The 22,332-nt window shown below is 66.3% G+C and carries 24 protein-coding genes; 14 read left to right on the plus strand and 10 right to left on the minus strand.

Translation table 11 applies throughout. The features are described 5' to 3' along the window. Positions 1-48 precede the first annotated feature (48 nt). Positions 49-474: a Fe-S cluster assembly sulfur transfer protein SufU gene (sufU, locus tag C479_RS10555; protein WP_007702058.1), complete on the minus strand. Its 426-nt coding sequence runs from the start codon at positions 472-474 to the stop codon at positions 49-51. 189 nt (positions 475-663) lie between these two features. Here sufU and C479_RS10560 point away from each other — a divergent pair, with 189 nt between their 5' ends. Beyond that, positions 664-1,956: a hypothetical protein gene (locus C479_RS10560; RefSeq protein WP_007702061.1), complete on the plus strand. Its 1,293-nt coding sequence runs from the start codon at positions 664-666 to the stop codon at positions 1,954-1,956. A gap of 124 nt (positions 1,957-2,080) precedes the next feature. On the opposite strand, the gene C479_RS10565 is transcribed toward C479_RS10560, so the two are convergent. Further along, positions 2,081-2,479, minus strand: coding sequence for an FxLYD domain-containing protein (locus C479_RS10565; protein ID WP_007702064.1), 399 nt, complete (start codon positions 2,477-2,479; stop codon positions 2,081-2,083). A 770-nt stretch (positions 2,480-3,249) separates the two neighbouring features. Here C479_RS10565 and C479_RS10570 point away from each other — a divergent pair. Then, a complete protein-coding gene (locus tag C479_RS10570) occupies positions 3,250-3,522 on the plus strand; it encodes a hypothetical protein (RefSeq protein ID WP_083893861.1) in 273 nt (90 codons plus the stop codon). A 352-nt stretch (positions 3,523-3,874) separates the two neighbouring features. Here the strand turns inward: C479_RS10570 and C479_RS10575 are convergent, their stop codons facing one another. Continuing rightward, entirely contained in the window at positions 3,875-5,122 is a 1,248-nt protein-coding gene (locus C479_RS10575; protein WP_007702068.1) for an aminotransferase class V-fold PLP-dependent enzyme, read from the minus strand. Between the two features lie 121 nt (positions 5,123-5,243). Further along, the gene (locus C479_RS10580) at positions 5,244-6,083 is read right to left on the minus strand and encodes a hypothetical protein (protein ID WP_007702070.1); all 840 of its coding nucleotides are present in this window, start codon (positions 6,081-6,083) and stop codon (positions 5,244-5,246) included. 296 nt (positions 6,084-6,379) lie between these two features. Between C479_RS10580 and C479_RS10585 the strand changes: the two genes are divergently transcribed. The 4 genes from C479_RS10585 to hisE all read left to right on the plus strand — a co-directional run bounded on the left by C479_RS10585 (position 6,380) and on the right by hisE (position 8,367). Then, on the plus strand, positions 6,380-6,541 hold the full coding sequence (locus C479_RS10585; RefSeq protein ID WP_007702073.1) for a preprotein translocase subunit Sec61beta: 162 nt from the start codon (positions 6,380-6,382) through the stop codon (positions 6,539-6,541). 255 nt (positions 6,542-6,796) lie between these two features. Continuing rightward, complete coding sequence (gene pdxT / locus C479_RS10590; protein WP_007702075.1) at positions 6,797-7,402, plus strand: pyridoxal 5'-phosphate synthase glutaminase subunit PdxT; 606 nt, start codon at positions 6,797-6,799, stop codon at positions 7,400-7,402. A gap of 115 nt (positions 7,403-7,517) precedes the next feature. Further along, positions 7,518-7,985 (plus strand): bifunctional nuclease family protein, encoded by a 468-nt coding sequence (locus C479_RS10595; RefSeq protein WP_007702077.1) that lies wholly within the window; start codon positions 7,518-7,520, stop codon positions 7,983-7,985. A 40-nt stretch (positions 7,986-8,025) separates the two neighbouring features. Then, on the plus strand, positions 8,026-8,367 hold the full coding sequence (hisE, locus tag C479_RS10600) for a phosphoribosyl-ATP diphosphatase (protein WP_007702080.1): 342 nt from the start codon (positions 8,026-8,028) through the stop codon (positions 8,365-8,367). 117 nt (positions 8,368-8,484) lie between these two features. On the opposite strand, the gene C479_RS10605 is transcribed toward hisE, so the two are convergent. Beyond that, complete coding sequence (locus C479_RS10605; protein WP_007702083.1) at positions 8,485-9,405, minus strand: NAD-dependent epimerase/dehydratase family protein; 921 nt, start codon at positions 9,403-9,405, stop codon at positions 8,485-8,487. Between the two features lie 159 nt (positions 9,406-9,564). Between C479_RS10605 and C479_RS10610 the strand changes: the two genes are divergently transcribed. Continuing rightward, positions 9,565-10,980 carry an aryl-sulfate sulfotransferase gene (locus C479_RS10610; protein WP_007702086.1) on the plus strand — a complete coding sequence of 472 codons (1,416 nt, stop codon included), beginning with the start codon at positions 9,565-9,567 and terminating at the stop codon, positions 10,978-10,980. 60 nt (positions 10,981-11,040) lie between these two features. Here the strand turns inward: C479_RS10610 and C479_RS10615 are convergent, their stop codons facing one another. Beyond that, complete coding sequence (locus tag C479_RS10615) at positions 11,041-11,577, minus strand: DedA family protein (protein WP_007702089.1); 537 nt, start codon at positions 11,575-11,577, stop codon at positions 11,041-11,043. A 169-nt stretch (positions 11,578-11,746) separates the two neighbouring features. Here C479_RS10615 and C479_RS10620 point away from each other — a divergent pair, with 169 nt between their 5' ends. Then, positions 11,747-12,208 (plus strand): metal-dependent hydrolase, encoded by a 462-nt coding sequence (locus tag C479_RS10620; RefSeq protein WP_007702091.1) that lies wholly within the window; start codon positions 11,747-11,749, stop codon positions 12,206-12,208. Between the two features lie 73 nt (positions 12,209-12,281). Here the strand turns inward: C479_RS10620 and C479_RS10625 are convergent, their stop codons facing one another. Both C479_RS10625 and C479_RS10630 read right to left on the minus strand, forming a co-directional pair. Beyond that, positions 12,282-12,758: a metal-dependent hydrolase gene (locus C479_RS10625; RefSeq protein WP_007702094.1), complete on the minus strand. Its 477-nt coding sequence runs from the start codon at positions 12,756-12,758 to the stop codon at positions 12,282-12,284. Positions 12,759-12,931: 173 nt separating this feature from the next. Beyond that, on the minus strand, positions 12,932-13,951 hold the full coding sequence (locus C479_RS10630) for a lysylphosphatidylglycerol synthase transmembrane domain-containing protein (RefSeq protein WP_007702097.1): 1,020 nt from the start codon (positions 13,949-13,951) through the stop codon (positions 12,932-12,934). A gap of 280 nt (positions 13,952-14,231) precedes the next feature. Between C479_RS10630 and C479_RS10635 the strand changes: the two genes are divergently transcribed. The 4 genes from C479_RS10635 to C479_RS10650 all read left to right on the plus strand — a co-directional run bounded on the left by C479_RS10635 (position 14,232) and on the right by C479_RS10650 (position 19,061). Further along, positions 14,232-15,860, plus strand: a complete 1,629-nt coding sequence (locus tag C479_RS10635) for a sulfatase (RefSeq protein ID WP_007702099.1) — start codon at positions 14,232-14,234, stop codon at positions 15,858-15,860. A 138-nt stretch (positions 15,861-15,998) separates the two neighbouring features. Next, positions 15,999-16,862 carry a hypothetical protein gene (locus C479_RS10640; protein ID WP_007702101.1) on the plus strand — a complete coding sequence of 288 codons (864 nt, stop codon included), beginning with the start codon at positions 15,999-16,001 and terminating at the stop codon, positions 16,860-16,862. A gap of 97 nt (positions 16,863-16,959) precedes the next feature. Then, positions 16,960-17,961, plus strand: coding sequence for a glycosyltransferase family 4 protein (locus C479_RS10645; protein WP_007702103.1), 1,002 nt, complete (start codon positions 16,960-16,962; stop codon positions 17,959-17,961). Next, positions 17,958-19,061, plus strand: a complete 1,104-nt coding sequence (locus C479_RS10650) for a glycosyltransferase (protein ID WP_007702105.1) — start codon at positions 17,958-17,960, stop codon at positions 19,059-19,061. The genes C479_RS10645 and C479_RS10650 overlap by 4 nt, the downstream gene beginning before the upstream one ends. Positions 19,062-19,136: 75 nt before the next feature. Here C479_RS10650 and C479_RS10655 read toward each other — a convergent pair whose 3' ends face one another. Together C479_RS10655 and C479_RS10660 are read right to left on the minus strand one after the other, a co-directional pair. Next, entirely contained in the window at positions 19,137-19,484 is a 348-nt protein-coding gene (locus C479_RS10655) for an SHOCT domain-containing protein (RefSeq protein WP_007702108.1), read from the minus strand. Positions 19,485-19,536: 52 nt separating this feature from the next. After that, on the minus strand, positions 19,537-19,905 hold the full coding sequence (locus tag C479_RS10660) for a DUF5518 domain-containing protein (protein WP_007702110.1): 369 nt from the start codon (positions 19,903-19,905) through the stop codon (positions 19,537-19,539). Positions 19,906-20,038: 133 nt separating this feature from the next. On the opposite strand from C479_RS10660, the gene C479_RS10665 reads away from it, so the two are divergent. Together C479_RS10665 and C479_RS10670 are read left to right on the plus strand one after the other, a co-directional pair. Further along, on the plus strand, positions 20,039-21,085 hold the full coding sequence (locus C479_RS10665; protein WP_007702113.1) for an NOG1 family protein: 1,047 nt from the start codon (positions 20,039-20,041) through the stop codon (positions 21,083-21,085). A 142-nt stretch (positions 21,086-21,227) separates the two neighbouring features. After that, complete coding sequence (locus C479_RS10670; RefSeq protein WP_007702115.1) at positions 21,228-22,280, plus strand: guanosine monophosphate reductase; 1,053 nt, start codon at positions 21,228-21,230, stop codon at positions 22,278-22,280. The last annotated feature ends 52 nt before the right edge of the window (positions 22,281-22,332 follow it).

Below are 22,332 nucleotides of genomic sequence, written 5' to 3' on the forward strand. Positions count from 1 at the left end.
ATACGGCGAGCACCCGATCGAAGAAAATGCGATAGCCCCGACCGCCGGTTAGTCTTCGATCGTCGTCTTCTCGCCGTCCGCGTCGCCGCGGTAGATCTCGGCGCCGTCCTGGGCGACCTTCTCGGCTAAGACCGCACACTTGATTCGCATCGGCGAGATGTCGACGCCGAGCATGTCGGTGACGTCGTCGCGTTCCATCGAGAGGAGTTCGTCGACGGTTTTCCCCTGGAGCGTGCTCGTGAGCATGCTCGCCGAGGCCTGGCTGATGGCACAGCCGTCGCCGCTGAACGCGACTTGTTCGATCGTGGCCCCGTCGTCGGTTTCGTCGAGGACGACGTCCATTCGGATCTCGTCGCCACACATCGGGTTCTCGCCGACGTGACTGAACGTTGGATCCTCGAGCTCCCCGTAGTTACGGGGGTTCTTGTAGTGATCGAGGATCTGCTGTCGGTACATATCCGAGCCAGTTCCCATTTGATAGCCGTTCGGCCGGTCCGGCAAAAAGGATTGCGCCGTCGGCGGGCAGTGCCGTCGTCGGTAGGGTTCTTGACACTGTTGCGCTGGCGAGGACCGATCCCGCCGGCGGGGCTGAGTTATCTGCTGGCGACTACTGGTCAGTCGGCCAGAATTCTTACCGTCGAGGATACTCAGGGTTGGGTACTGATGAATACGCGCGGCGTGCTGGTCGGTCTCTTTTTGCTCGGCCTCCTCACCAGCGGCGTCGTGGCGACGACCAACGTCGTCGATATCGACGGGGACGCCACGCCGATCGTCGCGGAACTCGAGCAGGGGACCGACCCGTTTGCCGCGGACACGGACGGCGACGGGCTGGACGACGGCGAGGAGGTCGACGAGTACGGGACTGACCCGCTCGTCGCCGATACGGATGGTGACGGACTGGCCGACGGGGTGGAGGTGACCACCCACGGGACGAATCCCCTCGTCGCTGACACGGATCGTGATGGGCTCACCGACGGTGCGGAGATCGACGAGTACGGAACGGCGCCGACGGATTCCGATTCGGACGACGACGGCCTCCGTGATGGGGCGGAGGTCGACGAGTACGGGACGGATCCGCTCGCCGCCGACACGGACGGTGACGGCCTCGACGACGGCGAGGAGGTCGACGAGTACGGCACGGACCCGCTCGCCGTCGATACCGACGACGATGGCCTCACGGACGAAGCCGAGATCGACGAGTACGGGACCGATCCGACCGTCGCCGATACGGACGACGACGGGCTCGAGGACGGTGCGGAGGTCGAGCGTGGGACGGATCCCCAGCGTCGGGACACCGATGGTGACGGCCTCTGGGACGGCATGGAGGTCCACGCGTCCGATCGACTTCCCGATGCGGATCCGCTCCGGTACGACGTCTACGTCGAGGTCGACGAGATGAGCGGGCAGTCGCTCGGCTGGCTCGAAGCCGGACGTGTGACGAACGAGTTCGCCGATGCGCCGATCGAGAACCCGGACGGGTCGACGGGTGTCGACCTCCACTTCGTGCGGAGCGACGACACGATCCCCCACGCGTCGTCGACCAGCTTCGACGACGACCTCCCGTCGATCAAGTCGACGTACTTCGACAACGAGGGCTACGGCTACCATTACCTCCTGATCGCCGACTCGATCGATTCGGACCAGGGTGGGTACGGTACCGTCGTCCTCGGACAGGCGCGACCCGGAACCATGCTCGTCGCCGACGACTCGCGGAGTGACGCCACTGGGTCGACGGTGATGCACGAACTCGGCCACTCGCTCGGCCTGACGAACCGCGACTTCGGCGGCGTCGACAGCCAAACGTACTCCTTCGCCGAGTACCCGAGCGTCATGAACTACAACGCGCCACTCGACCACTACGGCTTCTCCGACGGCTCGAACGGCCCGCTGGACCACGATGACTGGGCCACGATCGAACGGGACTGGTACACGCCGGGGACGTATCTGTTGGAATGAGTGCGAGTCGCTCTCTGTCGGCCCGCACCAGTCGCCCGCCGTCTATGAGGTGTCTCACTAGCTGCGTTCTCTCAGAATCAACTGGATCGACGAGACGATCGCTCGGCCGGTACTCCCGATTCGCTCAGTAGTCGGTGACTTCCCACTCGATTTCGTAGTCGTCGACACGGTCGGGCTCGTCACCCAGGAACATTGCGTCGAATTCCCAGGTTCGGCCATCGGCGAGTTCGCTCGTGTTGTCGAGGCCCTCTTCGAACTGGGTCCCCTCTTCGTCGAGGAAGTAGACGCTCACTTCGACATAACTGAGCGTATCACCGGAGACGTTTTCGAGCTGGCCGGTAACGCCCGCCTCGTAGGCGCCGCTGTTGTACCACTCGTGATCGACGAACTGGACTGGGCCGTCACCGTCTCCCGACCCGCTATCGTCGCCCGACTGTCGGTCGCTGGACTCGTTCTCAGTACACCCGGCGAGTGTCGCTGGGATCGATGCGCCTGCCAAAGCCAAGAAGGTTCGGCGTTGCATACCAGCTGAGTTGAGAGTAAGCCGAGATGAATATTCTGGCCGGGAAACCAGTTGTCGCTATAGTTCCGAGCATGTTCTTTGGTTCATATGACAGATATCTGTCTACGACGATAGTGGGTGCGCTCGTACTCGGCCATAGCTTATTGACTTCTTCCACTCTACAGAACCCTGGTGAAACGACGATGTTTGCTTAGCCGTTGTCTATCCCAACGCGGCTTCAACCCTACAAGGGTCCTGCTGAAACAATGGCCGATCCCGGGCCATATAACCCTCTCTCGGCGGATTTCACATCAGGGTTTTCGTCGACCCGCAATAGTGTGTCAACCCCTGGGGGTCGACGAAACTTCCCCTCACGATCGCGCTCTGTACATCCCTCTCCTTTCACGAACCCTCCTGATTCACCTCTCTATCCTCATTCCCTCGAACAATCCTGTCTCTGTCTTGCTCCTGCCGTAGACAACACCGCCGCCTCACGTTAGATAATTAATTACGCCACTTCTAGTTAGATATAAGTAACAATAACCCATACTGATGGCTGGAAGCCGATCAGTCTCCACATGCCAGAGGGCAGGCATCAGAAATGCCCCGGGTGATAGAGCACCCGAGACTGTGGCTTCCAATCGCGGCAGATCCGAAGCCATGAACGCGTACCCACCCGCGAGACATAAACCTCTCGCACGACGGTCGTATCGCCCGTTTTCGCCAGCTTCGCGTCCAGGGTCGGTGTCGGAGCCGTCACCGACGATGGGGGTCGTTGTGGGGTGTCCGACGTGACCGATCAGCCGTCGGGTCGCGGCGCTGGTGATCGTGGTGACGGTGACGCGTCGCCTCACGGCGGCCGCGGTCGCGACGATCGCGAGGATCGGCCTCGCGACGACCGGGAGGGCGACGCGGGAGCTTCGAGCCTGTCGCGGTGTCCGCAGTGTGGCACGCCAGTCGTGTCGTTCACGATCCGCGGGCCGATGGACGCGCGGGCCGCCCCGTGTGGCTGTCCGCTCGCCGTGGAAGACGTCAACGAGCTCTCCGGCTCGTCGTCTTCGTAGACGCCGCTCGATCCCAGTTTTCTGTACACTCGTCCGATCCACACTCGTCAGTCGAACGTCGTGAACGGGGACTCGATCGGATGCCATCGCTCGGAGGATACTGATCGGGAGGCCGGGTGGGACGGCTGCCTCGTGTGGGGGCGACGCGTTCGGAATCCGACGGTGTAGTGGAATGCCGCCTCGTCACCCGATACGACTGACTCCCTAATAATATTTGTGCTATATAGGGGCCGTTGAATTATCGTCTGCTAGGAGCGGTAGCGGGCGACAATCCCGCCTACAGGCGCTCGTGGTTCAAATTTTCGCTCGCAGAACGGTCGGCTTCTCAGCGGTGCCGGAGTTCGTTGGCGTCTCACCCAAACAGCGCCTGCGCGTCCTCGATCGCCTCGACGAGCGGGTCGATCTCGTCGACGGAGTTGTAGACGTAGAAGGAGGCCCGCGCCGTCGCCGCGACGCCGAGCGTATCGTGCAGCGGCTGGGTGCAGTGGTCGCCGGCGCGGATGGCGACGGCGTGGTCGTTGCAGATCGACGCCAGATCGTGGGCGTGGACGTTTGCCAGCGTAAAGCTCACGAGGCCCGCCCGATCCGGCCCGGGCTCGGGGCCGTAGATCGTCAGCCCGTCGATGGCCGAGAGGGCGTCGTAGGCCGCTTCCGCGAGGCGCTCCTCGTGGGCCTGGACGCGCTCCATCCCGATCTCCTCCAGGTAGTCGACCGCGGCGTGGAGCCCGACGGCCTCGGCGATCGGCGGCGTGCCGGGTTCGAACTTCCACGGCACTTCGCCCCAGCTCGAGTCGTCGTAGGTTACCTTCCGGATCATACCGCCGCCGTAGAGGTAGGGATCGAGTTCCGCGAGCAGGTCCTCCTTCCCGTAGAGACAGCCGATGCCCGTCGGGCCGGCCATCTTGTGCCCGGAGAAGGCGTAGAAGTCGGCGCCGATTTCCTCCACGTCGACGGGGCGGGTCGGCACGGCCTGCGCGCCGTCGATGAATGTCAGCGCGTCGTGCTCGTGGGCGAGGTCGACCAGCTCGTTCACGGGGTTGACCGTTCCCAGCGTGTTCGAGACGTGGACCGCCGAGAGCATCGCGGTGTCGTCCGTGATGCACTTGCGGGCGTGGTCCATGTCGAGGCGGCCGTCCTCGGTGACCTCGATGTACTTCACGTCGGCGCCGGTGCGCATCGCGATCTGCTGCCAGGTGACCAGCGAGGCGTGGTGTTCCATCTGCGTGAGGACGACCTCGTCGCCGGGGCCCAGTTCGCGCAGGCCCCACGCGTGGGCGATCAGGTTCTCGCTCTCGGTGGTGTTCTTCGTGAAGACGAGTTCCTTCCGGCCGCCGCTGGCGCCGACGAACTCGGCGACGCGGTCGTGGGCCTCCTCGTAGGCGACCGACGCCTGCTGGCTCAGATGGTGGATGCCCCGGTGGACGTTCGCGTTCGACTCGCGGTAGTAGTCGCTCATGGCGTCGACGACCGGGTCCGGGGTCTGGGCCGTCGCCGCGCTATCGAGGTAGACGAGCGGCGTGCCGTCGACCGACTGATCCAAGATCGGGTACTCGGCCCGGATGGCCTCGACGTCGAGCGGCTCGACGCGCTGGTGACTCATTACTCGTCGGTTGGGGCTGCAGGGAAAACACTCCTTCGGTCGCGGCGCGATTCGACGGCGTCGATGACGGCGACCGTCCGTCTCTACGTGCCCTCGCTAGTTGTGACGGTGTGTGGCTGGCTCACGCCGAGACTTCGAGGAGTCGTGCGCCGCAGTCGTCACAGGTGACGGCGTATACCTCGTAGGACCGGCAGCACGATTCGACGGTCTCCTCGTCGATCGAGATGCGCCCGTCGCAGGCCGGGCAGGTCTCGAGGAACGCTCTGAGGCCGCCGACGATCTGCCCGCGTTCGTGCAGCGGTCGGTCGGCCCAGGTCGGGAGGTGCTCGTCCAAGAGCCGAGCGCCGGCCAGATCGGCCACCAGTGCGGCTTCCGACTCCCAGTGGGCGACGGCGCCGCCCTCGTCACCGACGGCGACGATGCGGTCTTCGGACGGGTCGTCGTCCAGCGTGATCGTCTCGGGGTCGCGTTCGACGAAGGCGGCGACCTGTTCGACCCGGTCACCCTGGCGCACGTCGACGACGTGTCCCCGCCACCGGTCGCGGAAGCCGTCGGCGAGACAGAGGTCCTCTTCGTCTTCGCAGGGAACGGTGACGCCGCCGTCGACGAGGATGCGCTCCGGATCGAACTTCGCCGTTTGCTCGTCGTCCTGTGACACCGGTGCTGGTTCCTTGTCGAACCACGCCAGGACGCGATCCGGGAAGTACCGTTTGGTAAACGTCGGCGTGCCCGGGACGAGATAGCCGCGGACGTAGATGGTCAGCAGCGAGACGACGAGGACGGCGGTGGCGGCGAGCGCGCCCGTCGCCGCTCTGCCGACGATTCCCACGACGCCGCCGACGGCGATGGCGAACGCGAGGGCTAGGACGACGTTGACGATCGTACAGGGAATGCAGCGATTCGCGCCGGTGTACTCGGGCTGGCGGACGCGGTCGACCAGTCTGACGAGGGCCGTGCTCATAGCCGGATGCACACGACTAGTCGACAAAAACACACCGGTTTATTACCAATGCTATTTATATGCAGCACTAAATTTATGGCGGCTATAGCGTATTTCGGACAACCGATCTCCGTGAGACACCATCGCTGGGCCGGCTCTGACCGACCGGTCCCCGGCACACTGTCGCCCGCACGGACGACGCGCTCGTTCCGCGTTCGTCTCTACGCTCGGCGACACGCCAGGGACGATGCTGGCGCCGATCGACTGGCTCACGATCGGTCGAAAGGTTTAGTTTCGACGACCGCGGAACGGGGGACATGGACAAAGGACAGAACACGGGCGGGCTGATGTCCAGTGCCGGACTGGTCCGGTACTTTGACTCGGAGGACGAGAAGGGCATCCGTATCGACCCGAAGACCATCATCGTGTTCGGGCTCTTGCTCGGCGTCGTCGTTCAGGTGCTGTCGTTCATCGCCTGATCGGCGAGCGTCGTCGAGGGCTGCCGTCGTTGGCCTGTAGCACCTGCAGTGTGCGTTGTCTGCACACGTAGAGTCCCCCACGGGGACCGTAGATACTATCTTCACGCCTGACCACCGTCCGTCAGTCCACCTGCGTCCGCCTCTCCGCGCCAGCGTCCGCCACCTGCTTTCGCTGCCCGCGCCTGCGTCCGTCTGTCCACGTCTTCGATCGCGCGCTGACGCCGCGTTTTTATCCACCCCATCCGAAGTCCAGCCATGTCACTGACCGCTGGCGTCGTCGCCGTGCAGGGCGACGTCGAGGAACACGTGCGGGCCATCGAACGGGTGTGCGATCGCCGTGGTCGGTCCGTGTCGGTCCACGAGGTACGCGAACCGGGGGTGATTCCCGAGTGTGACGTGCTCGCGCTCCCGGGCGGGGAGTCGACGACCATCTCGCGGACGCTCCACCGGGCGGGGCTCGCTTCCGAAATCCGGGAACACGTCGCGTCCGGGCGGCCACTCTTCGCGACGTGTGCGGGCCTGATCGTCGTCTCGGCCGATGCCGGAGACGACCGCATCGACGAACTCGCCCTCCTCGACGTGACCGTCGAACGCAACGCCTTCGGCCGCCAGCGCGACAGTTTCGAGGCCAGCCTCGACGTCGCGGGACTCGACGAGCCGTTTCCCGCCGTCTTCATCCGCGCCCCGGCGATCGACACCGTCGGTGACGCCACGGTCCTCGCGACCGTCGATGGCCGCCCCGTCGCGGTCAGACAGGGGCCGATTCTCGCGACCGCCTTCCACCCGGAACTGACCCCCGACGATCGGTTACACGAACTCGCCCTCTTCGAGCCCGAGACGGCCGCCAGCTCGCCCGAGTGACTCCGCGGGGTCGCGCCAGTTCGAGCCGGCCCGTGGCGCTCGTCGCTATCCGAGTGACCTCGCGCCGCTCGCCGGTGTCGCAGGGGTTTTTCCCGGTCGGTCCCGTCGCATCCGTATGGACGCGAGTATCGACGGTGTTCGCCTCGCCGGGACGCCATCGGGACCGGTTCCGGTGGTCATCCTCGGCGTGGCGGGCGAGACCGAGGTGCTCCCTATCTTCGTAGGGGCCGAGGAGGCGACCAGCATCGCTCGCGGGCTCGAAGCGACGGATATCGGGCGCCCGCTCACGCACGATCTCTTGCTCGACGTGATGGAGGAACTGGGCGGTCGCGTCGAACGCGTCGTCGTGAGCGATCTCGAGGAACGCGGCGAGGACGGCGGGACGTTCATCGCCGATCTCCACCTGACCACGCCGCGCGAGACCGTCGTGATCGACGCCCGCCCCAGCGATTCGCTGGCGCTCGCCGCGCGGACGAACGTGCCGATCGAGATCTCGGAGTCGGTATTCGAACGGAGCAGCGAGGACCCAGCGCAGTACGACGAACTCACGGACATCCGTGAGCTCGGGGGTGAGGCGGCGTGAGTGTCGCCACCGGCGGGCCCGAAGTGGTGGGTGAGCTCCCATGAGTGACGACACCCCGGTATCGGCCGATGGGTCGAACTCGCCTGCGACGGAGCCGGACGCGCAGGTGCTCGCGGATCTGTTCGCCGTCATCGAGGATCGGAAAGCGACCCGACCGGAGGGGTCGTACACGGCGTCGCTGTTCGACCACGAGAAGGGCGAGAACGCCGTCCTCGAGAAGATCGGCGAGGAATCGACGGAGGTCGTCCTCGCCGCGAAGGACGACGACTCGGACGAACTGGCCGCCGAATCCGCCGACCTCGTCTATCACTTGCTCGTCTTGCTCTCGATGAAGGAGATGGACCTCACGGACCTGCTTTCGGCCCTCGAATCGCGGCGGTAGGAACGAAGGACGGTTCAGGTATCACACGCGCCGGTCGCTGACTCGTTCGGCTCGGTCACTTGCGCCGGCCACTCTCAGCCATCCTGTCTCCCTTTACGAACGCTCACCCGGTCAGTCTCACTCGTCTAGGTACGGCTCGCAGACGCGTTCGACGCCGTCTTCGAAGTCGATCGCGGGTTCCCAGCCGGTCTCCGCCCGGAACTTCGAGCTGTCGGCGCAGGTGTGAAAGACGTAGTTGTCGATCGGGACCGGCTCGTACTCGGGGTCGACGTCGGTGCCGAGCACCTCGTTGATCATGTCTATCATCTCGTTGAACGAGTAGGCCTCGCCTGTCCCGAGGTTGTATACGCCGTCCGCCTCGTGATCGGCGGCAAGTTCGAGCCCGTCGACGATATCCGAGACGTGGGTGAAGTCACGGGTCTGACTGCCGTCGGCCCAGAGGACGGGAGCGCGTCCGTTCGCGATCTCGTCCGTAAACTGCGAGACCGTGTTGGCGTACTCGCCTTTGTGTTCCTCGGCACCGCCGTAGCCCTGGTAGACCGAGAAGAAGCGCATGCCGGCGAGCGTGACGTCGTCGTGGAAGTTGCTGTAGTACTCGGCGTAGCGTTCGCGTCCGAGCATCGAGGCGTCGTAGCCCGTCGCGGCCTCGATGTCTAGATCTTCGGGCGATGGATCGCGTCGGGAGCCGTAGATCGATGACGTCGAGGCGTAGACGAACGTGTCACAGCCGTCGTCGAGTGCCTGTTCGACGACGTTGACGAACCCTTCGACGTTGACCCGGGCGCCCTGGCGCGGGTCGTCCTCTAACATCTGGCGACTCGAGAGGGCGGCGAGGTGGAAGACGGCGTCTACGTCGGTCGGCAGGTCGTCCTCCAGGACGTCTCGCTCGACGTATTCGACGCCGTCGTCGAGATTGTCAGCGGTTCCCAGATAGCCGTTGTCGAGGGCGACGACTGCGTTGTCCGCGGCGAGCGTGTTCGCGAGGTTCGACCCGATAAATCCCGCGCCGCCGGTGACGAGAATGCGAGCGTCCTGCATACCGCCTCCTTCGACTGTGGGTCTTTTACGCGTTACGAGGCGAACACTCATCAGGGCGGTCGTTGGACGCCACCGGTATGAGGCGCGACGCAACGACATTGGGGCGCCCTCTCCTCGATGATGGGTGCGTCACACCGGGGGCTCGACGGGTGATGCGACGTGGCTGATCGATGGCCACTGGCCGACTGGAGTGACCACTCCGGCTTCTCACTCCGTCCGCTCGTCACGCGGAACCGGTTGCGACTCCTGTTCGCGCTCGTCCTCCTCGTCGCGGCCGCGTCCCTCGTCGTCGCGTCGGCCGGGAATCTCTCGACGGCGACGCAGTCGGACGTCCCCCGCGCGCCGCCGACGGAGAATCACACGGTCGTCACCGAATCCGGTCGTGCCGGGACGATCACGGTCTACGAACCGAACGGCGACGTGCTGTACTACGACAACGAGCGGACCAAGTACTTCGACGTCGACCCGGTCCCGGGCGATCCGATGACCATCGAGTACACGGCGTCGGACACCATCCACACCGCGGGCCCGACCTGCCGGGAACCTCCCTGCACCCGGAACGTCTTCGAACGCGTGGATCTCGAGACCGGCGCGGTCGAGACCATCTACGAGCGCTACGACTACAAGGAGAACGCCGGCGAGTGGCACGACGCGGCCCGCATCAACGAGACCCACGTCGCGATCGCCGATATCGTCGCCGATCAGGTGTTCGTGGTGAACACCGAGACGGAACTGGTCGAGTGGCTCTGGGACGCCCAGGCCGACTTCCCCTTAGACGGGGGCGGCCCGTACCCGGGTGACTGGGCGCACATCAACGACGTCGAGTACGTCGACGCGCCGGGGGATCCGAACGACGGCCGCATCGTGGCCAGCCTGCGAAACCAGGATCAGGTCGTCTTCCTCGATCCCCAGGCGGGGCTCGTCGACGACTGGACGCTCGGCGCGGAGGACGACTACGACGTCCAGTACGAGCAGCACAACCCGGATTACATCCCCGAATCGCGCGGCGGGCCGGCGCTCGTCGTCGCCGACTCCGAGAACGGTCGCGTCCAGGAGTTCCAGCGTGAGGACGGCGAGTGGGTCCGCTCCTGGGAGTGGGCGGACGGGACGATCCAGTGGCCAAGGGACGCCGACCGACTCCCGAACGGAAACACCCTCATCGCCGACTCGCACGGCCAGCGGGTGATCGAGGTGAACCCGTCGGGCGAGATCGTCTGGGAGGTTCCCTCGACACTCCCCTACGAGGCCGAGCGTCTGGAAACCGGGTCGGAGAGCGCGGGCGGGCAGAGCGCGGCGGCGCTCGGCCTGGATTCACGGACGGCAACGGCTTCGGCCAACGGCGGGCACATCCTGTCGACACCGGCCCGGATGGCCGAGGACCTCGTCGAGTGGCTCTTGCCCCACCGGGTCTACAACGGACTGCTCTTCGCGACGCCGGCCTGGATGGGCGGGGCCGAGTTCGCGGTCGTGGCGATTGCCCTGCTCGTCGCGGTGGGCTGGATCGGTGCGGAGGTCAAGTGGAAACTTCACGACGCGGGCGTGCGATTCCGCTCGCCGATCTACCGGCGAGAGTGAGCACACCGCTCGTGAGGTGTCATGAGGGAGTACGCGATTCGATTCTGGCAGCCAAGCGACTCACACGAGCAGGTAGCCGCCGAGCAGGTAGAGGCCGGCGAGAACGGACTGGAACGTGAGCGACCCGAGCGCCGAGAGGGTGACGAAGGTTCGCCAGTCGATCCGGGACAGGCCGGCCGGGACGGTCAGCAGGCCGCGCACGAACAGGAGCGTGTTACTCATCGGAATCGCGAGCCGTCCCCACCGATCGAACCACCCGTCGAACCGTTCGAGCCGCGATTCGGTGAGCGGGACCCACCGCTTTCGCAGGACGTACTCGCGGCCCGCGCGACGGGCGACGACGAAGAGCGTTGCCTGTCCGATCGTCGTCCCGACGACCGCGATGGCAACGATCGTCACCGCGTCGTGGATCGTCGACCCGATCAGCGCCAACGCGGCCGGCACGACGAGCTCGGAGGGCATGAACCGGAGTAACATCGCGCCCTCCATGACGCAGAGACAGAAGAGCACGACCAGCGCCCCGTCGGACGTGAGAACCGACTCCAGCCACTGGGGCGTCCTGTCGGCTACGAGGACGATCGTGCTGTGCGTCGCCATCGACGCAGTTCACACCACCACCGAACGTAAGCGTTGTTCGGTAGCCGGTGCCTGTCGCTCGCCGTCGCGTGATTGCTACCGTCCGTCGATCGACACGCCCACGGGCGGAACTCCGTGCAGCCGGTCGTCCCCCGAACGTTGTTAGGCGCTGCGTTCCAACTGATCACGTATGGATCCGGCGCGGGCGGTCTTTCTCGCTATCGCGTTCGCGACCCACGCGTTCGTCGGATACACGCTGGTTCGAGCGTTCACGACGGCCGATCCTCGACTGGGATTGCTGTTCGGCCTGCTCCCTGACGCGGACTTTCTGTTTCCGGCCGCGCTCGAGTGGCCGTTCGTCCATCGTGGGATCAGCCACTCGCCGTTCGCCTGGCTGGTGTTCGTCGCGGCTGCACTCGCCGTTCGCGACCGGACGGTCGGACTCGCGGTCGGGTTCGCGTACGGCTCGCACCTGCTGCTGGACTCGCTGTCTCCGAAGGGCATCCAGTGGCTGTTCCCGCTTCGAACCACTTGGAGCCCCGGACTGCCGATCCACAACGTGATCGACACGCCGTTGCTCTGGATTGGCTGTCTCGTCCTGCTGGCCGTTCGGACCGACGCGCTCGATCCGCTCACCGAACGGCTTCCCTGATGCGCAGGCCGGACACGAAGTGCTCGTCGCGGGTGCGCAGCGCTGCTGTCACCGATTCGTCGACCGACTTCCGTCACCCTCCGACGTACGTGACGACGAGCGCGCCGGTAAAGGCGCCCGATCCGGCGAGCAGGAACGTCCGATTGACTCGCGGATTCTTCGAGGCGAACCACTCGAGCGTGACGTGGGCGCGCCAGAGCGGCGCGAACGGGCTGATCCCCATCGGCGTCACCACGTCGCCGGCGAGGTGTGCGAGGATGCCCGCGAATCCGACGAGGAAGCCGAACTCGAACGCCACTGGGACGCTCGGAGCGACGAGTGCCGTCCCGACACCGGCGATCAGCCCGACGAGGGCGGCGAACCAGACGGTGTGGGTCGGGCCACGGTGGGCGACGAACGGGAGCGGATCGTCGAAGTCGGGGAGGGTGGCGACGCCGATGGCGACGACGGCGCCGACGAGCGCGAGCCAGCGCGAGTACTGGCTGGCGACCACGGGAAGGACCGGCGCGTACAGCAGGGCGTTCAACCCGGCGTGTCCGTCGCGATACACGCAGGAACTGAGGTGTGCGTGTGCATTACGCTGTCGCCTGAACGACGTGGTGGCGTCAGATCGACGTGGTTGCGTCTGACCGACGTGGTGTCGTCTGAACGACCTGCCGTTACTCGAACGATGTGGCCGCCGAATCGCCGATGTGGGACGTCTCGGCCGGCGGTGTCGAGTCCTCAGCTAAGTGAGCGGACGCCGAACGCCGAGACCGAAATCCCGCCGACGACGATGGGCATCCAGTAGACCGCCCCCCGGAAGATGAGCACGGCGGCGGTCACGGTCGAGGCCGGGATGCCGGTCGTCGGGACGAGCAGGGCGACGAAGGCGAGGTCGATCCCGCCGAGGCCGCCGGGGAGGGGCGCCGCGCCGGCGACGTTCGCCAGCGGGATGACGAACAGCGCGACGTAGGCCGGGATGCTGTAGCCGAGGGCGGCGAACGCGACGACGAGCGCGGCCGTCTGGAAGAGCCAACCGGTGAGCGAGAGGCCGACGACGGCGCCGAGGCGCCAGCGACTCGTCGCGATACGTTCGATGTTGTCGAAGAAGTGATCGAGTCGCTCTCGCAGCTCCGTCTCGAAGGCCTCGGCGTCGACGCGGGAGCGGCCAAGTCGGCCGGCGATCGACGAGAGGGCGCCGGGGAGTCGCTCGCCGATCCGTTCTCGGTAGCGCCAGACGGCCCCGATCACGAGCACGACGCCGCCGATGAGCACCACCGCCGAGGTGACCGCTGTCTCGAGGCGCTGGCCGATGGCGGCGGTCGTCGCGTAGTAGCTGACGCCGACGAAGATGAGCGAGATCGACGGCACGACGTTCAGGACGTCGACGCTCGCGATGCCGACGAGCCCGGTCTCGTAGCGCGACTCGGTGATCTTCGAGATGATCAGCGCGGCGACGGGTTCGCCGCCGGCCTGGCCGAACGGCGTCACGTTGTTGGCGAAGACGGCGCCGGCGTAGACGAACAGCGCGGTCACGACCGGAATCCGGACGTCTAACACGCCGAGGACCGTCCGGAGCATCAGGCCCCAGGCGGCGAGCCAGCACAGCGCGAGCCCGAACGTCAGCGCGACGTAGGCCGGTCTGGCGGTACGGAGGGCGTCGACGACGCGGCCGGCGCCCACGACGAACAGCAAAATCGTGATGAGCGCAATCGCCCCGAGCCCCGCGAGGAGAAACGTCGCTCGGGTCCGACCGTTCATACGCCTACTCGTTCGTTCCCCGACTTGAAGCGTCCGATTATCGTCGCCATAGGCCGGGGCGACGATCGTGTACGGAGCGCCGAACGGTACCAACAACCGGAGGGTGCTGAAATCGACAGAGACCGACCACCGACAGGTACCGGCAAGTACCGTTCGCCGGAAGGGGCCGAGTACTGACATATGACGACTATTGACGGGTCCAGAGTGCCGACAGTTGCTATCGTCTTCGTGGTCCGTACCCGGCGCCGATTTAAGGGGCTGGCTGTGGTGGAAGCGACGGATGGTCGCCAGTCCCCAGCGGAACGTCCTCTTCGTGATCTTGGATACGGTCAGGAAGGATCACCTGGGCCCGTACGGCGCCGACAGCCAGCCGACTCCCACACTCACCCGGTTCGCCGAGGACGCGACCGTCTTCGAGTCGGCCGTCGCACCCGCACCGTGGACGCTTCCGGTCCACGCGTCGCTGTTCACCGGCCTGTACCCGAGTCAGCACGGCGCCACGCAGGAGCGGCCGTACCTCGACGACGCGACGACCCTGGCCGCGACGCTCTCGGCGGCCGGCTACGAGACGGGCTGTTTCACGTCGAACGCCTGGATATCGCCCTATACGGGACTTACTGACGGGTTCGACGCACAGCGATCGTTCTTCGAGGTGCTCCCGAGCGACGTCCTCTCGGGCCCGCTCGCTCGGACCTGGCGAACCATCGTCGAGTCGGACCCCCTCCGTGGCGTTGCCTCGCGCCTCGTCAGAGCCGGGGCGACGGCCCACGACTACCTGGCGAGCGGTGACGGCGCGGACTCGAAGACGCCGGCGGTGATCGACCGGACGCGTTCGTTCGTCAGGGCGGCCGAGCGGGAGCGGACGGCCAGCGACCCCGGCTGGTTCGCGTTCGTCAACCTGATGGACGCTCATTTGCCGTACTATCCCCCAGCGGAGTATCGCGAGCGGTTCGCTCCAGACACCGACCCCGACGCAGTCTGCCAGAGTTCCAAGACCTACAACGCCGGGGTGCGTGAGGTCGACGCCGAGGAGTGGGACGCGATCGGCGCCCTCTACGACGCCGAGATCGCCCACATGGACGCCGAACTCGGTCGGCTCTTCGCGTGGCTCCGCGATACTGGTCGGTGGGAGGAGACGACGGTCGTCGTCGCGTCCGATCACGGCGAGCTCCACGGCGAACACGGCCTCTACGGTCACGAGTTCGCCCTCTACGACGAACTCGTGAACGTCCCGCTCCTGGTGAAACACCCCGATCTCGACCAGGGCCGACGGGACGACCTCGTCGAACTCCTCGATCTGTACCACACGATCCTCGACGTGCTGGACGTCGACCCGGCGGCGGTCTGGGACGGACTGGCACGGGGTGCTGGTGAACCGGGCAGTGAATCCGCTTCCGGCCCGTCGCCACCCGCGCTCGTCGCCCGCGACACGACCAGATCCCTGCTCGCCGACGAGTACCGCTCGTTCGACGACGTGTCTCGCCCTGACCCCGGTCAGCGAGCCGTTCATGACGCTCCCGACGATTACGCCTTCGTCGAGTACGCCAGACCACTTATCGAGCGCCACCACCTAGAGGCGAAGGCGTCAGAGGCTGGACGCTCCCTCCCCGACGACCATCGATCGGGCGCGCGCCAGCGGGCGGCGCGCAGCACCGACGCCAAGTACGTTCGCGCCGATCGAATCCCCGACGAGGGGTACCGACTCGATATCGACCCGGCGGAAACGACGCCGGTCGATCCGGAGACGGACGAGGTGGTCGCCGCGGCCGAACGCGCGCTCGCCTGGTTCGAAACCGCGGTCGGCGGCACCTGGGACGACGCGTCCGGACCGACCGACCCGGCCGACGTCCTCTCGGACGTGGACGACCGAACCCGCGACCGGTTGCGCGAGCTCGGATATCTAGAGTGAGTGGTACGTCGGCAGCATGGGGCTGACCGTTCCGGCGCACGTTGACGTCTGCTGGCGATTCGCCGGGCGCGGGTGGTCCGATGCCGTGATTGTCCGATCCCAATACAATTACGTAGGTCCGCTCGAAAGCCCTCGATAATGGAAGACCAGCGGTTTCTCGAATCGGAGTGGGACTACTGTCTGGTACTCGACGCGTGTCGATACGACGTCTTCGCGGACGTCTACGACGAGTATCTGGACGGCTCGCTCGAGAAGCGCCGCAGCGTCGGGTCGTCGACACCCGAGTGGGCCTACCGAACGTTCACGGGCGAGCACGATCTCGCGTACTTCTCCGGCAATCCGTTCATCAACGATCTCGGTATCCCGCTGAACGAACTGAAGTGGGGGGCGAGCTGTGACTACGAGTGGACCGCGACCGACCACATCACCGACCTTTTCGACGTCTGGAAGACCGGGTGGGACGACGACCTCGGGACGGTTCCGCCGGCGGGTATCGAGGACGCGTTCCGCGAGAATCAAGCGGCCGTCGACCGCGCCGAGCGGACGGTGTTGCACTACATGCAACCGCACGCACCATACCTCTCACGGGGGAAGGGGGCGAAGCTCAAACAGATCCAGAAGGGGATCAAGAAACAGGAGGAAGCCGAGGCCGCGGCCGACGGCGGGAGCGACGGTGCGCTCTCTTCGCTCACGGGATCGATCCGGCCGAAGGTCGAGGCAACACTCGAAGGCAGCGAGCTCGCCCAGAAGGCGGGCCTCTGGCTCGAACTCGACAAGGGCGATCTCGTCAAGAACGGCACACGCGACGCCGCACTCGCGCTCTACGAGGAGAACCTCCGGATCGTGCTGGAGAGTATCGCCGACCTCGTCACCGAACTCGACGGCCGCGTGATCGTGACCGCCGATCACGGCGAAGCGTTCGGCGAAGAGGGCGTCTGGGAACACCACATCGAGACGCACATTCCAGCGCTCATGGAGGTGCCGTGGCTCGAAGTCGAGTGAGCGAGGGTCGTGGTCGATCGACCACGGCGACTCGCGAACCCGACTCGACACCGGCCACCTGGAGGCGCTCACGAGATGATCGACACACACCGTAGTCATGCTGGTCAGCCACTATTTCGAACTCGCCGAGCACGTCACCGGCGGGATCAGCGAGTCGGTCGCTCACCAGCGCAAGATGCTCGATCGCCTGGACGTCGCCTACACGACCCGACCGACGCTCGACGCCGACGTTATGCACTTCAACCTCATGGGGCCGCGATCAGTGTGGTACGCCAAACGCGCCCGGTCGAAAGGGATCCCGGTCGTCGCGAACACGCACGTCACCGCGGAAGACTTCGGCGACAGCTTCCGTTTTACGAACGCGCTCGCCAGGCCGCTGAAGCCGTATCTCCGCTGGGCGTACGGGCACGCGGACGCGCTCGTCTGTCCGTCGACGTACAACCAGGGCCTGATCGACACGTACGCGGACGTGCCGACGACCGTCGTCTCGAACGGCGTCGACACCGAGAAACTCGCGGGGTTCGAGTCGCTCGAGGCCGAGTACCGCGAGCGCTACGAGCTCTCGGAACCGACCGTCTTCCTCGTGGGCCACGTCATCAAGCGCAAGGGGCTGGAGACGTTCGTCGAACTGGCCCGGGCGCGTCCCGAGATCGACTTCGCGTGGTTCGGCCCGCTGGACCTCTCGCTGAAAGGTCGGGAGACGACGGCCCTGATCGAGAACGCCCCCGAAAACTGCACGTTCACCGGGTTCGTCGACGACATCCGCGGGGCGTTCGCGGCGGGCGACGTCTTCTGTTTTCCCACTCACGAGGAGAACGAGGGGATCGCCCTGCTGGAGGCGATGGCCGCCGGCAAGCCGGTCGTCGTCCGCGACATCGAGACCTTCTCCTGGCTGGCCGACGGCGAGGACAGCCTGAAGGTCTCGCCCGACCCTGGCGAGTCGGACGTCGAGGCGTTCGCCGCGGCGATCGACGAACTCACGGACGCCTCCCGCCGAGAGATGCTCGGCGAGGCCGGCGCAGCGCGCGTCGAGCCGTTCTCGCTCGCGTCGGTCGCGGACAACTATCGAGCACTCTACGACGAGGTGACCGCTGAATGAAGATCGGCTTCTTTACGGACAGCTACTTCCCCGAGATCGACGGCGTCACGTACACGATCAAGCTCTGGCGCGAGGAACTGGAACGGGCGGGCCACGAGGTCCACGTGATCTACCCGGACGGCGACTACGAACCGGGCGAGCGCGAGCACCCCGTTCGGTCGCTGCCCAACCCCTTCTACTCGGGGTATCGCGTCCCGCTCTACCGCCGGCTCTCGACGCTGCCGGAACTGGACATCGTCCACTGCCACGGCCCGGCCCCGGTGGGTCGGCTCGGCCGTCGGTACGCCAAGAAACACGACGTGCCGTCGATCTACACCCACCACACGCCGCTCGAGGAGTACTTCCACCAGAGTCTCAAGGTCGGCCCGCTCGCGACCGCTCTCGCGAAACTGTACGTTCCGATCGAGAACGCCTTCCTGCGCGGGTTCGACCTCGTCACTGCTTCGACCAAGCGGATCGATCGCAACGTCGAACACGTCCCGCTGCCCGTCGGCATCGACATGGACTTCTTCCAGCCCGCCGACGAGGACTGGTACCCCGATCGGACGGTGATCGGCTACAGCGGCCGACTCAGCATGGAGAAAAACGTCGAAGAGCTCCTCCGGGTTGCCCGCGAACGACCCGAGTACGACTTCGTCGTCGTTGGTGAAGGCCCTCGTCGGGAGCCCCTCGAACGCGAGGCGCCCGACAACGTCGAACTGCGGGACTTCCTGCCTCGCGAGGATCTGCCGACCTTCCTGTCGTCGCTCGACACCTTCGTCACCGCTTCGACTGGCGACACGCTCGGCCTCTCGACGCTCGAGGCGAACGCCTGCGGGACGCCGGTCGCGGCGGCGGACGTCGCCCCCTTCGACCAGACGATCGGGCCGGGCAACGGCGAGCGGTTCGAGCTCCGCGACCTGGATTCGATGGTCACGGCCATCGAGTCCTGTCTGGCGGCCGACCGCGACACGCGTGGGGCCGTCGAGCGCTACGCCATCGATCACACGCTCTCCCACCTCGAACACCTCTACGAGAGTGCCGGCTCCGCGACCGGCGAGACGCCGACGACGGCCACCGATCGCTGGTTTCCCGACGACTCACAGCGTTCGCTCGACTGAGTCGAAATAGCCGATCGGTACAGTCAGCATCGACAGCGCGCGGCGCCCGTTCGTCACGTCCCGGGTGTCCGCCACTTACCAGTCGTCGTCGGTGCCGTCCGTGCGAGTGAGCCGCTCGTACCGATTTTCGAACTCTTCGTCCGTGAGTTCGCCACGCGCGTACGCGGCCCGCAGTTCTTCGATGGCCCGATCCTCGTCGTCACTAGCCAGCACGGTGTACAGCAGGTACCCGACACCGAGCAGGACGAGTAGCGGGAGGAGTCCCGTGGCCATCCAGAGCAGCATTCCGGGGCCGCCGATGCCCATCCCGGCGTGGCCGAACCCGACCAGCGACGGGAGGAACACCGCGCCGAAGAAGAGCGGAAAGAGCACGAATACGGCGAGCAGGACGAGGCCGACTTTCAGGAGGTCGTCGCTATCCATGCAGTCGTGTTGACAGGCCAACTACGTAGTCGCTTCGCCCGGATTGTGTCGATTAGGCGATCGCAGCACCGATCGCACCCGCGATGGCGCTCTCGATGGCCATTACGAACCCGATCACGATGGCGAGAAAGACGATCGTCAGCCCTGCGACGCCGCCGATGACGGCGCCGACCGGGCCGAGTGCCAGTCCGCCGATCCCGACGGCGAGCGCGAGCACGACCCCCGCGATGATGGCGCCGAGGCCGCCCGCGAGCGTCCCGTGCCAGGCGCCGCTCGCCAGCCCGCCGCCAGCCAGATAACCCGCGACGAAGCCGCCGAGGAGCCCGGCGGTGAGCTGGCCGAAGACCGGCACCGCGAGGCCGACGATCGACGCGACGGTCATGACGAGAAAGCCGACGATCACGGCGTGCCAGTCTGTCATGCCCGATCGAAGGGAGTGTGGCGGCAAAAGCGCGTCGCCACCGGGACAGCTTGGCGTGCAGCACGTACACACTCGACAGGACTCGCGCCGGCCAACGGACGCGCTTTTAAGAACGCCGCCCGTAGCGACGGGCATGATTTTCGAGGACCTTCCGACGACGCCGACGTCGGAAGAGCTGATCGACAAAGCGTTTTCGCGCGCGTCACGGGCCGGGCGGGCCCAGCAGGGCCTGGAGGCCCAGCAGTCGATGCTGCAGACGGCGGGCAACATCGTCTCGGACAATCTGGAGAACGTGGTCACGGCGTGGCCGGACTTCGAGTACGACGTCTCGCCGTTCTACATGGAACTCGCGGAGGCGATCCTGGCGGAGGTGACGCTCGGTCCGGAGTCCGTGGCCGACGACGAGGACGATCGGAACGGCGTCGATGGCCTGCGCCAGGCGCTCTCGCGAGTCTCCTGGGCCGCCAGACAGACGGAGGAGATCCAGCGCGAGTACCAGTCGAAGCTGCGAAAGACCGACGTCGACACCGCACGCAAACACCGAAAACAGGCGTTCGCCCGTCTCGCGGACGTCGTCGAGCAGGTCGACGTCGACCTCCGGGCGATCAACGACGCGCGAAACGCGCTGCGGGACCTGCCCGAGATCAACCCCGACGAACCGACGATCGTCGTGGCGGGGTACCCAAACGTCGGCAAATCCTCGTTCGTCAACACCGTGACGCGCGCTCGCGGCGAGACGGCGAGTTACCCCTTCACCACCAAGGGTGTCGGACTGGGTCACCTCGAACGCGATCACATCCGGTACCAGCTCGTCGACACGCCCGGACTGCTCGACCGACCGCCGGCGGAGCGAAACGAGATCGAATCCCAGGCGGCGAGCGCCATCGAGCACCTCGCCGACTGCGTGCTCGTCTTCCTCGACCCCAGTGGCGGCGCCGGCTATCCGATCGAGGCCCAGCTCGAACTCCGTGACGCCATCGCCGCACAGTTCGAATCGATCGAGGTACCCGTCATCACCGTCGCGAACAAGGTCGATCGGTTCGACCCCGACGACGAGTCGCTCCCCGCCCTCGACGCGGACTTCCTGATGAGCGTCGAAACCGGCGAGAACGTCGAGGCCGTCCTCGAGGCCGCTATCGACGCGATCGACTACGAACCGGAACTGCCGTTCGAAGGGTGAGGGAGGGACAGCCGAACCGAGTCCTTCGCCTGCAATCGCGGTGACGACTGGAGCATACGAGTGGGGCTGGGGGGTGCGACGACGCTGGCGAATGCGAGTGAACACCACACTTTTGAGCCTTGCTCCCGTCACTAGGGGCGGTATGGACGAGCTACGGATCGGTCTGTCCTACGGCGACGTGCTGGTGGTCCCCCGGCGATCCGGCGTGGACAGTCGTTCGAACGTCGACCTCTCGACGCGCCTGACCGACGGGATCGAACTCGCGACGCCGCTCCTGTCGGCGCCGATGGACACCGTCACCGAGGCCGAGACGGCGATCGCGATGGACGAGGCCGGCGGCATGGGGACGATCCACCGCTTTCTGACGATCGAGGAGCAGGCCGCCGAGGTGCGCGAGGCAGTCGAAGCCGAGGCGACCGTGGGTGCCGCGGTCGGTATCGCCGGCGACCCGATCGAGCGCACGGATGCGGTCGTCGCCGCCGGCGCGGACTGCGTGATGGTCGACGTCGCACACGGACACCTGGAGCGCTGTCTCGACGCGGTGGCCGCCATCCGCGACGCGTTCCCCGATCTCGACCTGATCGCCGGCAACGTCGCGACGCCCGCCGGCGTCGCCGATCTGGCCGAGGCGGGTGCCGACTGCGTCAAAGTCGGCATCGGCCCCGGCTCGCACTGCACCACGCGTCGCGTCGCCGGTGCGGGCGTTCCCCAGCTCACCGCCGTCGACGACTGCGCCGAGGCGGCCGAGGAGTACGGGGTGCGGACCATCGCCGACGGCGGCATCCGCTGCTCCGGCGACGCCGTCAAGGCGTTGCTCGCCGGGGCCGACGCCGTGATGATGGGCAGTCTCTTCGCCGGGACGGCCGAAGCGCCGCCGGCGACCGTCGAGATCGACGGCACCCGGTACAAGCGTTCGCGGGGTATGGCGACGACCGCGGCGAACGAGGCCCGGACGGACACCGACGAACTTCCTGACGCGGACGAGGGCGTCGAGGGGCTCACGGAATACAGGGGCCCGCTGGTCGACGTGGCGGCCGAGTTCGCCGCTGGAATCCGCTCCGGGCTGAGCTACGCCGGCGGCCACACCATCGCGGACGCACGCGAGTCCGCCGAGTTCATCCGCGTCGCCCAGAGCGCCCGCGACCGGGAGGGTGCCCACGGCGACCACGACTGGGAGAACGTCGTCGTGGAGTGAGCCGACGCGCCCCGCCTCGGCATTGGCCAGGACAGCGACAAGGACACGGTGG

The sequence above is a fragment of the Halovivax asiaticus JCM 14624 genome (assembly GCF_000337515.1).
GTDB lineage: Archaea > Halobacteriota > Halobacteria > Halobacteriales > Natrialbaceae > Halovivax > Halovivax asiaticus.